Origin of the sequence: Photobacterium sanctipauli, from assembly GCF_003026495.1 — a bacterium.
GTDB classification, from domain to species: Bacteria; Pseudomonadota; Gammaproteobacteria; order Enterobacterales; family Vibrionaceae; genus Photobacterium; species Photobacterium sanctipauli.
The window spans coordinates 259,092-277,865 of record NZ_PYMA01000004.1 but is presented as its reverse complement, the minus strand read 5'-3'; the positions used below and the strand labels follow the sequence as shown (position 1 = coordinate 277,865).

The window sequence follows — 18,774 nt, the reverse complement described above, 5'->3', positions numbered from 1 at the left end:
GACACAATGCTACTGAGTATTTACTCTTTATTTATCGCAAAAATAATCCTCTAAAGTGTTTCAAATCAAGGAATTTTCTTCTGCTGCTGTTAGCCTGATCGGATAACAAAAAAAGATGATCGACTAATCCCTTGAAGAACAACAGTTCTGAATGGTTATCATCCTGAGCATTGTGGCGTATTTAACGCGAATAAATAATCAACGAATCATGAGAGAGCTGCCAAAGAAGTAGCCTGATTTATTGTCACTTCCACAATGCCAGCAACAGAATGAGGCAATTATGATTAATGTCACTATAGACGGAAAGAGCATCGCTGTTGATGGTCAGCTGTCAATACTTGAAATCGCGGATACGCATCAAATAGACATCCCATCGTTATGTGGGCTCAACAAAAACGGTGAAAAAGTGCCATGTGATTTGTGCATGGTAGAAGTAAACGGCAAAGGAATGCAGCGTGCGTGTGAGACAATCGCTGAATCTGACATGCAGGTGGTGACACAAAGTGAAGCCCTAACTGAGTCTCGTCGTCAATCGTTAACCCGTATCATGTCTGATCACTATGCAGACTGTGAGGCACCGTGTAAAACGGCGTGCCCAGCGGGTGTTGATATTCAGTCTTACCTTTACCACATCTCCCAGAACGACCATGTAAAAGCGGTTGAGGTGATCAAACGCACCTTGCCGATGCCATTGTCGATTGGTCGTGTCTGCCCAGCATTTTGTGAAGCTGAATGTCGCCGCGGTATCGTAGACGAACCGATTGCGATTCGTCAGTTGAAGCGCCATGCCGCTGATATTGACCTTGAAGCCCAAGAGCAATATGTGCCAGCACGCAAGGCGGATAAAGGTAAATCTATCGCTATTATCGGTAGTGGCCCAGGTGGTTTGAGTTGTGGTTATTACCTCAGCAACGAGGGTTACAACGTCACTGTGTTGGAGTCGATGCCACAAGCAGGTGGATGGCTACGTTACGGTATCCCTGAATACCGCTTACCAAAGGCTATTCTAGATAAAGAAATCGAGATAATTTGCCGCAATGGCATGGAAATCCAGACCAACAAGGCATTGGGCAAAGACATTAAATTGTCAGAAGTGATGACCCAATACGATGCGGTTTGTCTGGCTGTTGGTGCATCACTGGCCGTTGAAATGAATTATACCGGTAGTGATCTTGATGGTTGCTATCTAGGGGTTGATTACCTAAAGGATTACGTCACAACCCAACACTACACCACGGGCAAGAAAGTGGCTGTTATCGGTGGCGGTAACACAGCCATTGACTGTGCGCGTACCGCAGTACGTGCCGGCGCGGATACAACGATTATTTACCGTCGTACCCGTGATGAAATGCCAGCTGAAGACTACGAAATTGTAGAAGCTGAGCACGAAGGCGTGAAGTTCCACTTCCTTACAAATCCAGTTGAAAACATTGCTGATGAGAACGGCCGTGTGACCGAGGTGAAGCTGGAGCTGATGGAGCTTGGCGAGCCAGATTCATCGGGTCGCCGTCGCCCGCAAGCAACGGGTAAATACTTCACCGAGCACTTCGATACCGTAATTGCGGCTGTTTCGCAAAAGCCAGATTTGTCTTTCCTTGACGATGACGATGTGGAATTGCCATTGACCCGTTGGGCTACGTTAGAGTCTGATGCAGATACCATGCATTCTGGTGTTGAGAACGTCTTTAGCATCGGTGACTTCCGCCGCGGTCCTGCCACGGCAATCGAAGCCATTGCAGATGGTCGTGTTGCCGCAGAAGCGATTGACCGCTTCTTCAACGGTGATATGGAGCATATCCCCGTTAAGCCGTTTAATTCGCAAAAAGCCGCCAAGATAAAAGAGGTTGATCCTAAGCAGTTCGAGGGCATCTTGAAGGCTAAGCGTTCGATCATGCCTGAATTAACACCTGAGCAACGTGAGTTGAGCTTCGAAGAAGTTGAAACGGGTTTCATAAATGAAGAGGCAATGCGCGAGGCTGCTCGCTGTCTTGAGTGTGCTTGCCAAGCGAATACCGACTGTAAACTGCGTGACTACACCACAGAGTATGAAGTGGATAAAGCGGAGTTAGCGACTGAAAGCTGCCAGAAGTTTGCAGTGGATGATAGCTCTGAATTCATCGTATTTGATGCAAACCGTTGTATCAGCTGTGGCCAGTGTGTTGATACCTGTAACGAGAAAGCCGTACACGGTGTGCTGAGCTTCATGAAAAATGACGACGGCACCAGTGCCAAGCGACCAGAATGCCGTCCGGGCTTCGAGAATGGTTACGGCATGGGTGACTCGAACTGTGTTCAATGTGGTGCTTGTGTGCAGGTATGCCCAACGGGTGCCTTGGTGGATGCTCGCGATAAGTCGCAAGGCCGCATCGAGATGCTCAAGCCGGTTGATACAATTTGTACCTACTGTGGTGTGGGTTGTAAGGTCACCATGTTTGTTGACGAAACCCGAAACCAAATCAAATATGTACAGGGCACTAAAGATTCGCCAGTCAACCAAGGTATGCTGTGTGTCAAAGGTCGCTTTGGCTTTGACTTTATCCAAAGCGAGGAGCGTTTGTCACAGCCGCTTATCCGCAAGAACGGTGAGCTAGAGCCGGCGTCTTGGGACGAGGCCATTGAGCTGATTGCAAGCAAGTTTACTGCCATCAAATCTGAGTTCGGTGGCGATGCGTTGGCCGGTTTCTCTTCGGCGAAAACAACGAATGAAGATAACTTCGCATTTCAGAAGTTTATTCGTCGCGAGTTGGGGACTAACAACGTCGACCACTGTGCACGCTTGTGCCACTCGACGACCGTAACCGGGCTGGAAGCTTCATTGGGTAGTGGGGCAATGACCAATGATATTCCAAGTATCGCGCATTCTGACGTGATCTTTATTATTGGCTCTGATACGACCGCGGCTCACCCAATTATCGCTTCCCATATCAAGCAAGCAATCCGCAAAGGTAAGGCAAGACTTGTTGTTGCCGATCCTAAGCGCGTTGATATTGCGGATCATGCCGAGCAATACGTTGCCCACCGTCCGGGTACCGATGTGATGCTACTTAACGGTATCATGCAGCAGATCATCAAGAATAATTGGCAAGACGATGCTTATATTGCCTCTCGTGTTAATGGTTTAGATGAGCTGAAAGCAGAAGTGATGAGTGATGCTTACTCGCCAGAGAAAGTCGAGCTGGTGACAGGCGTCAAACAAGCTGACTTGCTGCGTATGGCGGAAACCATTGGTACGGCAGATCGTACAGCGGTTTACTATTCAATGGGGATTACCCAGCACACAACCGGTCACGACAATGTTCGTTCGATTGCCAACTTACAAATGCTGTGTGGCAACATTGGTATCGAGGGTGGGGGTATCAACCCGCTCCGTGGGCAGTCGAATGTACAGGGTGCCTGCGATATGGGCGCGTTGCCGAATAACTTCCCGGGTTACCAGAAGGTATACAATGAAGCGATTCACCGTAAGTTCAGTGACGCTTGGCAGCGTGAGTTACCTGCCGAATCGGGACTAACCCTGACTGAAATCGTTGATGCGGCCTGTAAAAAAGAGGTACGTGGTCTCTATGTTATGGGTGAAAACCCAGTGCTGAGTGATCCGGATCAGGCGCATGTCCTTGAAGCCATCGATACATTGGATTTCTTGGTTGTGCAGGATATCTTCCTGACTGAAACAGCGCAGCTTGCGGATGTGGTTTTGCCTTCTTATTCATTTGCAGAGAAGGCTGGTCACTTTACTAACACTGAGCGTCGTGTTCAGCGTATCTCACCTGCAATTAAAGCACCGGGTGAAGCGAAAGAGGACTGGGTGATCATCCAGAGCATCGCGAATGCGATGGGTAGTGACTGGCAGTATCAATCAGTGAAAGACATTACGGCAGAAATTGCCGAGCTGACACCACAATACGCGGGTATTAAGTGGGAGCGGGTTGGTCGTGACGGTTTGCAGTGGCCTTGTCGTGATGACAATCACCCTGGTACGCGTATCATGCACCAAGACACCTTTATTCGTGGCAAGGGTGAGATGGCAGCAGTACCATTCCGTTACGCTGCTGAGTTACCTGATGACGAGTACCCACTGGTATTGACGACTGGCCGCCTGTTGGAGCAATTCCATACCGGCACCATGACGCGCAAAACCAAGGGCTTGGATAACCTAGCAGGGCCTCGTGCAATGATCTCTGTGGTGGATGCCGAACGTATTGGTGTTCGTAATGGTGAGATGCTTCGCGTATCGACCCGTCGAGGCAGCATTGAAACACCAGCCTTTGTCACTAAGCGAATGCAGCCAGGCGTGGTATTTGTGCCATTCCACTTTGTTGAGTCGGCAGCCAACAAACTGACAGTCACGGCGACCGACCCACATGCCAAGATCCCTGAATTCAAGGTGGCAGCGGTGAAAGTGGAAAAAGTCACTGACTCTGCGGTTGAGGCGAAGTATGCTGAGCAACAAGCTGTTGTTGAAGTGGCATAAGCTAACGCCTTAGCGAACAACTCGTGACATGAAAAAACACCCAGCAAATGCTGGGTGTTTTGTTATCTATCTGCTGTTGGTAGCCTGCTATACCGCTGGAAAAGCGTGGCTACTTTTTCGCTTTCAGCTTTTCCACGTCGATAACGTTTTTAAACTTGTTTGCTTTCTTAAGTAGGTAATCAACATCCGGCGGGAAATCTTTGTTCGATTTCGCGTGAGTCATCATATCGAAAACCTGGAATTCAGTCAGAATTGCATACTGATAAGGCTTGAAGTCGCCCTCTGCCTGTAGGGTCGGGTCATAATACTTATCACCTTTACGGATGATAGCGTGGTCAATCACTGTTTCTTCACAGCGGTAACCCAAAACATAGCGCTCACCTTTGCCATAAACCACATTCATATAGCTGTTATAAAAACACTCGCCTTCTGCTTTTGTGCAGGCTTCGAGTGCTTCCTCATCCATCGCTTCAACAGTCACAATGCGCATTTTGTCAGCTTTGAAACTTAGCTCTGTTAGTTGGCGACGAACGTCATCAAGGTTTACTTCTGTCACTTGTAATGTACCGGATATTCAATAAAAAACCGCCGCATTATACCTGCGGATGGGGGAAATGGCACGATTTCATATCACTTGAAACAATCGTCATAGACTGAAATCGAAAATTTACAATAGTTTACTTTTGCAAAGAATGTAAATTAACTGCAAATAATAATAATTATCACTTATATTCCAATCCGGTTTTCACATAACAGCACTGCGTATAGAAACCTTTATAAAAAACAAAGACACAAACGCAATTTTTGGAGTAACGGAATATGTTTTCAAAAAGTCAGCTGACTTTACTTATTGGTGCGATTCTTTCTGCACCTATGGTTCAAGCCCAAACCCATACAGAAATTACCGAAACCGATGAGCACATGGTAGTAACAGGCCGTGACTATGGCTACAAAGTTGATACCAACACAACTGCAATGCGCATCGAAGCAACACAACTAGAAACTCCGGGGCAAGTTGCAGTCATTGATGAGCAAGTTATCGATGAACAACGTGCGAGCACTTTGGGTGAAGTACTACAAAACGACGCAAGTGTGTCAGCTGGTGGTACAGGACGTAACCGTGAAACCTTTAAACTACGTGGCTTTGACCTAAGCAGTGGTGATAGCTTCTTGCGTGATGGTAAGCAGCATTGGTCTCACTACCGTCAGCCAATTGAACTTCTAGAGCGAGTAGAAGTACTGAAAGGCCCTGCAGGTCTTCTTTACGGTAAGTCAGCGCCAGGCGGTTTGGTTAACATGGTTTCTAAGAAGCCAACTTACGAAACACAAGTGAATGTTAGCCAGGATATTGGCTCGAACAATGAATCACGTACTGTTGTTGATGTGAGTGGCTCACTAAATGACGACCAAACACTACGTGCACGTACAGTGCTAGCAAAACAAACTTACGAATCATGGCGTCGTTATACTGATGGCAGCACACCTTCAACAGAGCGCTTTGTTGGTGGCCTTTTTGTTGATTACGATGTGACTGACGCAGTAACCGTTTCATTCCATTATGATCGTACAAATGATAATGGCAGCGTTGATACCGGCGCTTACATCGTCGACGGTAAACCAGTTTTAGGTGACAAGCATATCTGGGATGCGCAGTGGTCAAACATCGAAAACGATGTTGAAAACGTCGGTGTTGATATCAAGGCAGACTTGAACGATACCTGGCGCATGGCGGTAAGCTATAACCACCAAGATTTTGAGCGTCGTGATTTGGAAAGCTTTTCTGATCCAGCAAGCTACAATCCAGCCGATGGTACGTTTACATACCAAGAGTATGATCGTTGGGACCACTGGGTCTTTAACACTGCAAATGTGGACTTTGTGGGTGAGTTTGACGCATTGGGCGTATCTCACCAGATGCTGATTGGTGCAAACTGGCTAGGTTACTACTACAAACGTAAAGTAGATCGTCAGCGCGGCCTAACAGGTACTGTTGGTCAGCCAATGGATGCACCAAACGTTGACGCAATGAGCGTAGAAGCGGACGATCCAACAGAATATGACCACTACGGTTTGTACATCCAAGATATGGTGACACTGAACGATCAGTGGCAAGTACTTGGTGGTGTTCGCTTTGATAAGTCAGAAACGTCTGTTGATACCTATGACAACGTATTGCCAAAAGCGGCTGTGATTTTCCACCCATCAGAAAATGGTTCGATTTACGTAACGTACTCAGAAAGCTTTGAGCCAAAAGATCCTGTTGATGACGAAAATGACGTAAATAACGGCAATGAGTTAGATCCAGTTAAGGGCAAACTTTACGAGCTAGGTACCAAGTGGGAATTGCTTGATAGCCAGCTATTCCTATCGGGTGCTGTGTTTGATATTACTCAGGAAAACATCGTTGTTACGCAAGATGCAGCAGGTGGTATGACTCAAACGACTCAGGCTGGTGAGCAAGTGCACCGTGGTGCTGAGTTCGCAGCATCTGGCTTTGTGACAGACAAGCTAGCGTTGAACGCAAGCATGACTTACCTGGATGCTGAAATCAAAGATCCATCAGATTCTAGCATCGACGGTAACCGTCCAGCTGATGTGCCTGAGTTTGCAGCAAGCATCTGGTCACGTTACACAGTGGCGAACAATACGGATGTAAACGTTGGTCTTTTCTATGAAGGTGATCGCTACGGTGACGAGCAGAACACTTATAAGAAAGATGCATACACTCGTGTTGATGCCGGTATTGCACACACCATTAAGTATGACCAAAACCTTGATGTGATTATGCGCTTGAACGTGAACAACCTGTTTGATACGGATTACCTAGCTGGTGGCAGCCAGACTAAGACTGTGATTGGTGAAGGCCGTAACTACATGGCAACACTACAAGTTCGTTACTAAACGTAACAATGAAAAGGGAAGTGTAAACTTCCCTTTTTTTATCGTAAAAAGAATTCAATTGAGACTAATTTTCATTTAAAATAACCACGCTGTTACCCAGTATTTTTGTGCTGGGTCTATTTGTTTTTAGTACTGAAGTATTCACCTTGTGAATTTTTTCTTTAATTTTTTAAGCTACTGATTATTACGTTAAACATGAAGAAAACTAGCCTTGCAATTCTGATGTTAAGCTTGGCTACTGGCGCACAAGCCAGCAGCCTTAATGATGCACGCTCTATTGAGAACTCAATGAACAGTGCTTCAGCTAACAGCCAGAAGAAAATCGATAAAAGTGCGGAAGCACGCCTTTCTATGATGGCGGAAATTGAACAACTTCAGGAAGAAGTAAAAAACCTGACTGTTTACCGTGATCACCTTGCCAACCTTGTCTCTAACCAAGAAGCCGAAGTTAGTAGCCTGAACACGCAAATCGAAGGCATTAAAGATACACGCCAGGGCGTTGTTCCTTTGATGTACCAGATGATTGACGGGCTGAAGACACTTGTGGCAAATGACAAGCCAATTCGCCACGAAGCACGCTTAGCGCGCATTGAGAAACTTGAGAAAATGATGGTGCAAGCGGATATCAGCGATGCTGAGAAGTACCGCCGCATTCTTGAGGCCTACCAAATCGAAATGGATTACGGTACTAAGTTAGGTATGTACCAGGGACAAGTCGCGTTAGATAGCGGCAATATTGAAGCGGATATGCTTTACCTTGGCCGAATCTCACTGGTTGCCCGTAGCCTTGACGGTAAGCAGTTTTGGGGGTGGAACGATGCTTCATCAAGCTGGCAGTCGCTGGATAACAGCTTTGCTAAAGGGATTAACAAAGCATTTGCCATTGCCTCTAAGCAAGCAGCTCCAAGCCTTCTAACTCTTCCTGTATCTGTTAACGTGGAGACCCAGTAACATGAAAATCAAAACGTTAGCAACAGCACTATGTTTGTTTTCTATGCCTTTTGCTGTTTCGGCAAATACAGCACTTGTTGAAAACACGCAACAGGAAATGAAAGTTGAGCGTGCCCATAATGCAGATCGAGAGAAAGCTTTCTCATTAACTGAGCAAGAAATCCGTGCTCAGCGTGATGCTTTGGTTAAGCAGCAGAAGCAACTGCAGCAGGAAACAGAGCAGCTTAGTGAAGATTTCAGTGAAAATGAAAACACCCTTGCAAGACTGGAAGAGCAGCTTCGCCTAGAAACGGGTAGCTTGGGTGAGTTGTTTGGTGTTGTTCGTCAAGCAGCCAAAGACCTTGAGGCTGAGATGGCCTTCTCGGTTACAGGTGTCGATCGTAACGAATACCGTGATGTGATTGATACTATTGTTGCAGCAAGAACACTGCCTTCTTTGCCTGAGCTTGATGGACTCTGGAAAGGACTTGAAGATCAGATCGCAGCAAGTCGTGAAATGCGTACCGTTAGCGTTCCTTTCATCAACGGTGAAGGTCAGCAGGCAAGCGTTGATGCATTCCGCCTAGGTAGTATCGGTCTTATCGGTGAGCAAGGTTACCTATCATGGGATGGTGAGCGTGAAGCTGCAAAGGCATACCTTAAACAACCAGTACAGGGGCCTTCAACCATAAACCTGAATGAACTTCAGCAATCTGGTTTGCAAGCAGCGGTTGTCGATCCTTCTCGCGGCATCATGCTTTCGCAATTGGCTAATGAGCCTGAACTGGCCGACCGTTTAGAGCATGGTGGGGTAGTGGGTAAGATTATCCTTGGCCTTTTGGCGATTGGTCTAATTATCGCGATTTTCCGCGGTGCAAAACTGACTGTTGTACGTCAGCAAATTCGCAAACAGCTGAAAGACCCAAGCCAGCCTGGTAATAACCCGCTTGGTCGAGTACTAGGTGTTTACAGTAAAGAACAAAACCGCAGTGTTGAAGCACTTGAGCTTCGCCTGTTGGAAGCCATTGTTGATGAGCAGCAAGGTCTAGAGAAAGGTCTGTCCATGCTCAAGCTACTAGCAGCACTTGCACCAATGCTTGGCCTGCTAGGTACCGTAACCGGTATGATTGAAACCTTCCAGGTGATCACCCAGTTTGGTAATGGTGACCCAACGGTTATGGCTGGTGGTATCTCAATGGCGCTTGTGACAACAGTGCTTGGTCTGGTTGCAGCTATGCCACTACTACTTGCTCACAACATTCTGAGCACTCAAGCTGAAAATATCCGCAGCATCCTTGAAAAACAAGGTATTAGCCTTGTTGCTGAGCAAGCTGAAAAAGCAGGAACCGCAGCATAATGGAAAACACTGTGTACGAAGTGCCTATTGTTCACGCATCGGTCTTCGAAGCCTGGTGGTACTCATTAGAACAGTTCATGAACCAAGGTGGCCAAGTGTTATGGTGGTTGGCCGCCGTGGTGATCTTCTGTTGGATCTTGGTGATTGAGCGGGTGCTGTACCTGCTCATGACCTACCCAAAACAGAAGAAAGCATGGCTGGCAAAATGGCAGGCAAGAGAAGACCAAACCTCTTGGTATGCACATGCGTTGCGTGATGGTTGGTTGAGTCAGGCACACATTGCCCTTAACCAGAATTTAAATCTAATCAAAGTGCTTGTGGCTATTTGTCCGATGCTTGGCTTGCTAGGTACGGTAACCGGTATGATTTCAGTGTTTGATGTGATGGCAACTCAAGGTAGTAGCCAACCAAAACTGATGGCATCAGGGATTTCACTTGCTACGTTGCCGACTATGGCAGGTATGGTGGCTGCGCTGTCTGGTATGTTTGTTCATGCTCGATTGTCTAAAGCCTGCCACTTGCGTGAAATTAAGTTAGAAAAGTTATTAAGGAGCAAGCGATGAGACTGAGCCGTCCGTCTTCTGCCCGTGAAGAAGCACAGGTCGATCTGACCTCGATGCTTGATATTGTCTTTATCATGTTGATCTTCTTCATCGTGACCAGTTCGTTTGTACGAGAGTCAGGTGTTGAAGTTAATCGTCCTCAAGCAAGCAATGTTGTTAGTCAGAAAGATGCTGGAATCTTTATTGCTATCACTTCAGCTAACGATATTTATATTGATAAGCGCGTTGTTGATGTTGAGCGTGTACAGGCGACACTTGAGCATTTATTGCTGGAGCAGCCTGAAGCTTCATTGGTCATCCAAGCCGATGAACATGCCTTCAATGGTACGGTTGTGAAGGTAATGGATGCTGCGAAAGGGGCTGGTGTTAAAGGTATCGCTCTGGCTGCGGAGAAACGTTAATGTTCCGAATTCTCATCGCGTTACCGCTTGCGTTTGCGATGGCTCTCGGGCTCTTTACTTTTATGGCGTGGATGGTCGATAACGGCCATCAGCGAGCGCAAGAAGATAAAAAGCCACTCGCGTTTGACATGGTGATGGTAGAGCAAGAGCGTGAAGCGCAACGTCGCCAGCGTACTGTACCAGAAAAACCAGAAACGCCTGAGCCACCGCCGGAAGCAGTGCCGACATCAACACAATCTGTTACCAATACAGCGATGCCAAATATGCCGAGTCTAAACTTGGACACCGCTATTTCTGGCTTGGCGATTAACGTGCCGACCTTCTCTGATTTTGGTGCTAACCAACAGGCTATGCCTTTGTATCGTGTTGAGCCTCGTTACCCATCTCGAGCAATGAAGCAAGGTGCTGAAGGTTACGTTGTCATGTCCTTTACAATCGATCCGCAAGGACGACCAACGGACATCAATGTTATTGAAGCGCAACCTCGCCGTTTATTCGAACGTGAAGCGATGCGTGCACTACAGAAGTGGAAATATCAGCCAAAGGTTGTTGATGGCCGTGCTATTTCTCAAGTAGGTCAAACAGTTCGACTGGAGTTTAAACTACAAAAATGATCAAGAAATTTGCGTTAGTTATTGCTTTAGTCATGGCATCAAGCCCAGTTCTAGCTGAGTTATCACAGTTTACGGCAGGACGCGTACAACGTGCCAATAACCTTCAGCAAGAAGATAAGCTAGACGAAGCCATAGCAATCCTTAAAGAGCTTTCGCCTTCAAGAGCTTACGATCAGGCCTTTGTTCAGCGAATGCTTGGGGTGTTCTATTGGCAGCAGGGTAACTTAACTGCTGCGATAGACAACCTAACTCAAGCTGTAAGCTCGGGTTTATTGGAAGATGAACAGGCTTGGGTTACTCAGCGCATGCTTGCCGATATCTTGTTGTCTGATGAGCAATTCAAGCGTGCTTTGCCTCACTATTACGAGCTGACTAAGTCTATTCCTGAGAATCAGAAAGCGGACGAACTTTGGCTACGAATTGCTCAATCTCATTACCAGATTGAAGAGTGGCAGCCAGTTTTAAAAGCCATAGATCAGCATATTAGATTTGCTTCAAAAGTAGATGTACAGCCGTTAACGATTAAGCTTGGTGCCCAATTACAGTTAAAGCAGTGGAAAGCATCAATTCCGACGCTTGAAGCGCTAATTGCACTTGAGCCTGAAAAGGTTGTCTGGTGGCAGCAACTGGCTGGTATACAGCTTCGTCTTGGCCAGTCTAAAAATGCCCTAGGTACATTAGCGATGGCAAACCGCCAAGGCGTTGAGCTTAGCCAGCAAGACTTAAAAACTCTGGGTCAGCTTTATGCACAAAATGGTGTGCCGGAGCGAGCAGCTCGTATTTATGCTGAGCTTGATGAAGTTAAATCAGATATAGATCTGGCTTCTGCACAAGCTCAATATTGGCAGATGGCAAAAGAGTGGGATAAGGCGATTACAGCATGGAAAGTGGCAGCGAAACTAGATGCCAAATACCGCTGGCCTTTAGCTCAAGTACTTTTGCAAGAGGGTCAATATAATGCGGCATTGGCTGAGTTAGACAAAGTGTCAGACAATAAGCGGGCTGCTGATGTTGAATTGGCGCGTGTACGAGCCTACTACAAGCTTGCAGACTTTGACAAAGCTATTCTTCATGCCAAACGGGCCGATAACATCGAATCGACATCTGCTTCTAAAAGCTGGATTAAGTACCTAAGCCAAATGCGAAAAATGAATAGCTGATACCGATACACTGCCAGCAAGGATCGAAGGTCGTTGTTGTGATAACTCCCTAACTGAGATTTGTTGGGCGACAGTTGTCACAATTACGGCCTTTTTTATTAACACTCTGCTTTCAATCTCACTCGATATGAAATTACTCACAGTAAATGTAAGGATATAGGCGCATCATTAAATTCTGACTATTATTTAAGCGCGTATCTAGGTTGGTAGTATGTCTCGAGTAGGACCATAGCCTATGAAAGTTCCGATTAGAAAAATGACGTGGAAGACGATGAGGCGGTAGACCCGCCACCCAATCGCCGAGCCTACGTTTAAATTCTAAAAGGGGACTTATTATGTCTGTGAATGAAATTCGTAACATTGCGCTAGTTGGCCAAAGTGGGGTAGGTAAAACCTCCCTTGTTGAACGACTCTTGTTTGATTCCCACTCTTCTACCCATCTCGGGAATATCAAAGCCGGTGACACAATAACGGACTTTGATGCTCAATCTATCCAATACCAGCACAGTATCGAAGCCACACCCGTAGCACTGAGTTGGCAGTCGCATCGCATGAATGTCATTGATACGCCGGGATTACCTGATTTACTTGGTCGCACCCTGAGTGTGTACCCTTCGGTAGAGACAACAGCATTAGTCCTTGATGCTAATACACCCATCAACCAACTTTCCGATCGGCTTTATGCGTTTGCTCAAGAGCAACAGAAGTGCCAGATGATCATCATTAACAAGTTGGACCTTAACCCTGAAAAGTTAGCCGGCTTATTGGCAGAAATTCAGCAGCATTTCGGCGATGAGTGTTTGGCGATCAACTTACCGACTAGCGACGGTCGCGGTGTGGTGGATTGCTATTTTGAACCTGATTATGAACAAGCAACCTTGTTTGATTCTGTTGAGTCAGCCCATGAAAAGTTGATTGATCAAGTTATCGAAGTTGATGAAGCATTGATGGAAATCTACTTAGAGCAAGGTTCTGAGCTTAATCCGCAGCAGCTGCATGACCCATTTGAAGAAGCATTGCGCACCGGGCATGTGATTCCAATTTGTTTTGTATCGGCAGAAACGGGTATAGGCATACCGCTTTTATTACGAACTTTAGCTGAGTTAATGCCGATGCCTGATGAAGGTAATCCGCCGATGCTAGAGAAAGGGGGCAAGCTGATCCGTGTCGACTGTGATCAGCTGGATCATATCGTTGCTCATGTATTCAAAATTAGCGTTGATCCGTATTTGGGTAAATTGGCCTACCTTCGTGTTTTCCAAGGTGAGATAAACGCAGGCTCTCAGCTATATATAGGTGAGAGCAATAAGGCGTTCAAAGTAGGGCACCTTTATCAACTGCAGGGGAAAAAACGCAATGAGATAGGCCGTGCCCGAGCCGGTGATTTTTGTGTGCTGGCAAAAGTGGATGAACTGGCGTTTGATTCTGTGGTTCATGATTCTCATGACGAAGATGGCGTTTATATGCGAACGTTAGACTTTCCTGAGCCAATGTCTGGCTTGGCGATCAGGCCAATTAAACGTGGTGATGAGCAGAAGCTATCAGAAGTACTTGGTAAGATTGCCTCAGAAGATCCATCCTTGCGAATAGAGCATAGAGCGAGAACCAACGAAACCGTTTTAAGTGGCCAGGGTGAATTTCACTTGAAAGTAGCGCTAGAGAAGATGGCGACGCTGTACAAGTTAAACGTTGATACCCAGCAGCCAAGTATTGAGTACTTTGAAACGATCACGCAACCTGCAGAGGGGCATTATCGCCATAAAAAGCAGAGTGGTGGTGCAGGGCAGTTTGGCGAAGTGCAGCTAAGGGTGAAGCCGCTAGAGCGCGGCGCAGGCTTTAATTTTGTCAATAAGGTTGTAGGCGGTGCGATACCTACTTCGCTTATTCCTGCGGTTGAGAAAGGAATACGTCAAGCACTCGCGGAAGGGGCGATATCCGGCAATCCGCTAAAAGACATCGAGGTGACAGTTTACGATGGTAAGTTCCATTCGGTGGACTCAAAAGAGATTGCATTTGTTATTGCCGGGAAAAAGGCTTTTTTGGATGCGGTAAACAATGCTAACCCAATTGTACTTGAGCCAATCGTTGAGTTGACACTGCAAATACCGACCCCCGATGTGGGTGACGTGACCGGTGATCTTGCGGGTAACCGAGGTGTGATCCTTGGTACCCAATCTGAAGACAATAACTTCACAACAATTGAAGCCAGGGTACCACAAAACGAGTTGGTAGATTATGCCCAGCGTCTACGTGCTATGACAGGCGGTGAAGGCAGCTTTAACCTTAGAATGAGCCATTACGAGCCAGCGCCGACCATGGTTCAAGATAAAGTATGCAAAGAGGCTGCTGTGCATTAACGCGAGGCATGACGGCTCGGTGCCTTAATAGCACACAATATAAGCGCCCATAGTCAAAGTAATATGGGCGCTTTTTTTGTATTACGTCATCATTTGAATAGATACAGGTTATTTAGAGTTAAATACTGATTCACAAGCCAAATGCAAAGTAATCGACGTTCAGTGAATTTATGAACTAAGTTGGCATTTCATGGTTATGGTAACTAATTTGTCATTAAAATAGAGCTAACCTGTCATCAATCTTTCCTAATCTTCCTGCCGATTTTTGAAGTCTAATCAGGAACATATAAATGAAAAAATGGACTCTGTCGGCATTGTCGTTGCTGACAGCAGCAACATTAGTTGGCTGTAACTCAAGCTCGTCTGATGAAGACGGTAAAGGTGGCTTAGAAACTTCTATGCAAGTTGCTTTTATGCCCGATATCCACTTTCACGATATCTATGGCGACTTTGAGGATGGCGCATTTGATGGGTTGCCTAACTCAGCAAGTGGTGAAGGTGCAACAATTCGTACCATGGCCTCACAAATGGGCTCGACACGCCTTTTCAATGAAAACTATTTTGCCTTATTAGCTGCTTTGGATGACATTGTTGACCGTGGTATTAAGTACGTTGCTTTGCCGGGTGACTTTAGTGATGACGGCCAACCGGTTCACATGCGAGGTTTGGTAAAGATTTTTGACACCTACCGTGAAAAACATGGCTTAGAGTTCTTCGCAGCACCGGGTAACCACGATCCAAACCGGCCTTTTATTCAGCCAGCTGGTAAAGATGACTACTTAGGTGAAGGGGGCTTGAAGCAACCAATTTATAGCCTTGAGCATGACAAGTGTGTTAATCCTCAGCAGCCAATTGATCGCGAAGACTCGCATTCAGTGATTTGTAGTGATGAGGTGGTGCACTGGGGGTATAAAGATATCATGAGTATTTTGGGTGCCCATGGTTTTTACCCACAAGAGCAATACCTATATTTTGAAACCCCTTACAGCAGTGATGAAGCTCGTCAGAACTACTCGTTCGATGTTGCGATGAAAGAAGCGGATTACACCAACCGGATGTATGAAATTTGTCATGAGGGAACAGGTGGGGGTTACAAAGAAGAGGGGTACACCAGCTGTTCGGAAGTGCCGGATTCAAGCTACCTCGTAGAGCCAGTGAAAGGACTTTGGTTGCTGGCAATTGATGCCAATGTATATCGTCCAGTTGAAGGTTCTGTTGGTGGCGAGGCGAACCCGAATGATTACGATGGTTCGGGTAATGCGGGTTACAACATGATGCTGACCCATAAAGCGCATGTTATTGATTGGATCCGCGATGTGGTAAAGGCGGCGAAAGAGCAGAATAAGACGTTAGTATCTTTCAGTCACTTCCCAATGACTGAGTTCTACAACGGTGCCTCTGAAGATATCGAGGACTTATTTGGCGAGGGTAAGTTCCAGCTCTCGCGCAAGCCTGATGAGGAAACCAGTAAGGCATTGGCGGCAACGGGGCTAAGTGTTCATGTTGGTGGTCATATGCACTTCAATGATACTGGTATGAAGCAGTACGTGATAAATGGTGAACAGCATACCTTGTTTAACATTCAAGCGCCGTCTTTAGCAGGCTACATTCCAGCCTATAAGGTATTGAATATCCGACCAGATAACCAAATTGAAGTAGAAACAGTCATTATCGACAAGGTTGAGCGCTTCAATGAGCTGTTTGAGCATTATGAGGAAGAGCATAAGCACCTAACAGATTTGGCTGGCAATGATGAAGAGGCGAAAGCCAATATTTGGAATGAAGATATTCTGAAGTCTGAGACTTATTACGAGCTAACAGATTGGCACATCAAAGAGTTGACGCGACTACGCTTCCTGCCGGGTGACTGGCCTGTTGAAATGCGCCATATGATCATGAATATGAATGGCGATGACATGCTCATTATGTCGCAGATTGAAACTGATTTTACTGTATGCCAACTAGCAGAAGAGCTCGGTATTGATATCACAGGCTGCGCTGCGCTTAAAAATAGCGACTGGGAGCAATTCAAGGCTGACTGGGCAGCAGCAACAGCGAAGGCTGAAGCGATTGCGCAAGATAATGGCCTAGCGCTTGAAGACTTTGCTCAGTGGACGGGTGAAGAGCTGGCGGTTGATTTCTATCGTTTACGTAATGCTGATGAGTTGGCTTTCCGTGATATCGACCCAGCAGTGTTGCCTCAATATAAAGTATTGAGCGACGAGTTGTCAGAATTTGATGGCACGATTGATTCAGAAATCGGTGATCTCGGTGATTACAGCGTGGGCGATGTATTCAAGTCGCGTTTTGGCAGCTTGTTTGTCATTCTTGATAAATTCGCAACCGGCAATGCCAGCGACCATTTCTTGATTGATACTGAAAATCAAACGCTGACTGACTTGAAAGACGCGACTGAGCGTGAATTGATGAAGTAAAATTAGCTTGCTTAGCTGTATTAGTACAGATTAGCTACAAGGCCATGTTAGATGTATTCGTTCTGACATGGCCTTTATTCTTTATCTAAGTACGTCGTTGACGTTAAAGGTCAAATTTCACTTCATCAAGTAGTTTAACGGCTGTGCTTCGGTAGTTTGAGATTTTTTCTAGCGATAGGTCGTCAGCTTTAAAATCACCCCATGATGCAACGAGCTCAGAGCGTTTAACCCCTTCTTTTACCGGGTACTCGAAGTTTACAGCGGCATACATTTCTTGTGCTTTGCTGGCTGTTAGGAACTCCATGAGTTTAATGGCATTGTCATCGTTAGGTGCGTATTTGGCCATGGCCATACCGCTCACATTGACATGGGTACCGCTAGTTTGTTGGCCAGGGAAGTTAATGTAAACCGCTTCTGCCCATGCTCGTTGGTTTTCGTTTTCAAGCATTTTACCGAAGTAGTAACTATTGCTTACTGCCAAGTCACATAAACCCTCTTTTACGGCTTTTACCTGGCCACGGTCATTGCCTTGAGGTTTGCGAGCAAGGTTAGCTTTGAAGCCTTCTAGCCATTTTTTAGCTTCTGCTTCGCCATGGTGGGCGATCATCGAAGAGACCAACGAAATGTTGTAGTGGTGTTTACCAGAACGAGTACAGATTTTTCCTTTCCATTCCGGCGAGGCCAAATCCATGTAATCAAAGTCGGCAGGTAGCTGACCAACACGATCTTTAGATGACTGTACGTTACGAGTACGTAAGGTTAGTGCAAACCATTCACCTTCGCTGTCACGGTACTGACTTGGGATATTCTCATTTATCGTTTCGTTATTAACGCCTTGAACTAGATCGTTATCAGACAGTTCGACAAGATGACCAATGTCAGTGGTTAGAACAATATCAGCTGGACTGTATTGGCCCTCTTTTTTGAGCATTTCAGTAAAGCCTTCTTTGGCAAATTTCACATTTACTTTAATGCCCGTTTCTTTGGTGAATTCATTAAACAGAGGTTCAACTAAGAATGGTTGACGATAAGAGTAGACATTGACCTCTTCGGCAGCAGAAGCAAGTTGTGGGGCTAGTAAAGTCGAAATAGCAGCAGTGAGTAGTATTTTTTTCATTATATATCCATGAGAATGATAAATATTATCAATGCGGATTAGAGCGGAAATTGAGTCACTTTCATAACAGATAAATAGAATAGTATGAACTGCTTCTCAATTATTTTAAGTTTATATAATTGTCCTTATATGGCTATTAGTGTGGTTGATAATAATATTTATCATGCATTGGTAGATAATTGCTCTAAGTGGTGCGAGTGTCTAGATGCTTGATATAGCAATAATTTTAAATCACTTGACTGATTTAAAATAACTTAATGATTTTCAATGGAAAATAAAAGATTATCTGCCAACCTTTGGCGTTTGGCTATATATTCATAAGGCATACAAGGTGCTGGGCGGAGGGATGTATGGTTATGGCTCTGCTTTGTAAGGTTATATAACGCTTGGTTATGTCTTAGCTTAATATTGCTCTATTTAACTAACCCCTTTAACAATAAGGATTTTATAGAGCGTTGCTTTTTTTAG

Annotated in this window: 12 protein-coding genes; 10 read left to right on the top strand and 2 right to left on the bottom strand. The window is 45.8% G+C overall.

The features are described 5' to 3' along the window. Positions 1-280: 280 nt before the first annotated feature. Positions 281-4,471, top strand: a complete 4,191-nt coding sequence (gene fdhF / locus C9I98_RS09795; protein ID WP_051901922.1) for a formate dehydrogenase subunit alpha — start codon at positions 281-283, stop codon at positions 4,469-4,471. A gap of 109 nt (positions 4,472-4,580) precedes the next feature. Here fdhF and C9I98_RS09790 read toward each other — a convergent pair whose 3' ends face one another. Beyond that, positions 4,581-5,027, bottom strand: coding sequence for a hypothetical protein (locus C9I98_RS09790; RefSeq protein WP_107271909.1), 447 nt, complete (start codon positions 5,025-5,027; stop codon positions 4,581-4,583). A gap of 263 nt (positions 5,028-5,290) precedes the next feature. Here C9I98_RS09790 and C9I98_RS09785 point away from each other — a divergent pair, with 263 nt between their 5' ends. From C9I98_RS09785 to C9I98_RS09745, 9 genes are all read left to right on the top strand, one after another. Continuing rightward, complete coding sequence (locus C9I98_RS09785; protein WP_036815819.1) at positions 5,291-7,372, top strand: TonB-dependent siderophore receptor; 2,082 nt, start codon at positions 5,291-5,293, stop codon at positions 7,370-7,372. A 195-nt stretch (positions 7,373-7,567) separates the two neighbouring features. Continuing rightward, the gene (locus C9I98_RS09780) at positions 7,568-8,323 is read left to right on the top strand and encodes a DUF3450 domain-containing protein (protein WP_036815821.1); all 756 of its coding nucleotides are present in this window, start codon (positions 7,568-7,570) and stop codon (positions 8,321-8,323) included. Position 8,324: 1 nt separating this feature from the next. Further along, entirely contained in the window at positions 8,325-9,659 is a 1,335-nt protein-coding gene (locus C9I98_RS09775; RefSeq protein WP_036815823.1) for a MotA/TolQ/ExbB proton channel family protein, read from the top strand. Beyond that, positions 9,659-10,222, top strand: a complete 564-nt coding sequence (locus C9I98_RS09770; protein ID WP_036815824.1) for a MotA/TolQ/ExbB proton channel family protein — start codon at positions 9,659-9,661, stop codon at positions 10,220-10,222. The genes C9I98_RS09775 and C9I98_RS09770 overlap by 1 nt, the downstream gene beginning before the upstream one ends. Further along, positions 10,219-10,623: an ExbD/TolR family protein gene (locus C9I98_RS09765; RefSeq protein WP_036815826.1), complete on the top strand. Its 405-nt coding sequence runs from the start codon at positions 10,219-10,221 to the stop codon at positions 10,621-10,623. Before C9I98_RS09770 ends, C9I98_RS09765 begins: the two co-directional genes overlap by 4 nt. Further along, the gene (locus tag C9I98_RS09760; protein ID WP_036815827.1) at positions 10,623-11,237 is read left to right on the top strand and encodes an energy transducer TonB; all 615 of its coding nucleotides are present in this window, start codon (positions 10,623-10,625) and stop codon (positions 11,235-11,237) included. Before C9I98_RS09765 ends, C9I98_RS09760 begins: the two co-directional genes overlap by 1 nt. After that, positions 11,234-12,397, top strand: coding sequence for a tetratricopeptide repeat protein (locus tag C9I98_RS09755; protein ID WP_036815828.1), 1,164 nt, complete (start codon positions 11,234-11,236; stop codon positions 12,395-12,397). Before C9I98_RS09760 ends, C9I98_RS09755 begins: the two co-directional genes overlap by 4 nt. Before the next feature lie 335 nt (positions 12,398-12,732). After that, the gene (gene fusA / locus C9I98_RS09750) at positions 12,733-14,754 is read left to right on the top strand and encodes an elongation factor G (protein WP_036815829.1); all 2,022 of its coding nucleotides are present in this window, start codon (positions 12,733-12,735) and stop codon (positions 14,752-14,754) included. Positions 14,755-15,044: 290 nt separating this feature from the next. Next, positions 15,045-17,189, top strand: a complete 2,145-nt coding sequence (locus C9I98_RS09745) for a metallophosphoesterase family protein (protein ID WP_036815830.1) — start codon at positions 15,045-15,047, stop codon at positions 17,187-17,189. 103 nt (positions 17,190-17,292) lie between these two features. On the opposite strand, the gene C9I98_RS09740 is transcribed toward C9I98_RS09745, so the two are convergent. Continuing rightward, entirely contained in the window at positions 17,293-18,306 is a 1,014-nt protein-coding gene (locus C9I98_RS09740) for a Fe(3+) ABC transporter substrate-binding protein (protein ID WP_036815832.1), read from the bottom strand. Positions 18,307-18,774 lie beyond the last annotated feature (468 nt).

Excerpts from the sequence above, each read along its gene's own strand:
- fdhF (WP_051901922.1), top strand. The coding sequence starts at position 281 with ATGATTAATGTCACTATAGACGGAAAGAGCATCGCTGTTGATGGTCAG.
- C9I98_RS09785 (WP_036815819.1), top strand. The coding sequence starts at position 5,291 with ATGTTTTCAAAAAGTCAGCTGACTTTACTTATTGGTGCGATTCTTTCT.
- C9I98_RS09780 (WP_036815821.1), top strand. The coding sequence starts at position 7,568 with ATGAAGAAAACTAGCCTTGCAATTCTGATGTTAAGCTTGGCTACTGGC.
- C9I98_RS09775 (WP_036815823.1), top strand. The coding sequence starts at position 8,325 with ATGAAAATCAAAACGTTAGCAACAGCACTATGTTTGTTTTCTATGCCT.
- C9I98_RS09770 (WP_036815824.1), top strand. The coding sequence starts at position 9,659 with ATGGAAAACACTGTGTACGAAGTGCCTATTGTTCACGCATCGGTCTTC.
- C9I98_RS09765 (WP_036815826.1), top strand. The coding sequence starts at position 10,219 with ATGAGACTGAGCCGTCCGTCTTCTGCCCGTGAAGAAGCACAGGTCGAT.
- C9I98_RS09760 (WP_036815827.1), top strand. The coding sequence starts at position 10,623 with ATGTTCCGAATTCTCATCGCGTTACCGCTTGCGTTTGCGATGGCTCTC.
- C9I98_RS09755 (WP_036815828.1), top strand. The coding sequence starts at position 11,234 with ATGATCAAGAAATTTGCGTTAGTTATTGCTTTAGTCATGGCATCAAGC.
- fusA (WP_036815829.1), top strand. The coding sequence starts at position 12,733 with ATGTCTGTGAATGAAATTCGTAACATTGCGCTAGTTGGCCAAAGTGGG.
- C9I98_RS09745 (WP_036815830.1), top strand. The coding sequence starts at position 15,045 with ATGAAAAAATGGACTCTGTCGGCATTGTCGTTGCTGACAGCAGCAACA.
- C9I98_RS09740 (WP_036815832.1), bottom strand. The coding sequence starts at position 18,306 with ATGAAAAAAATACTACTCACTGCTGCTATTTCGACTTTACTAGCCCCA.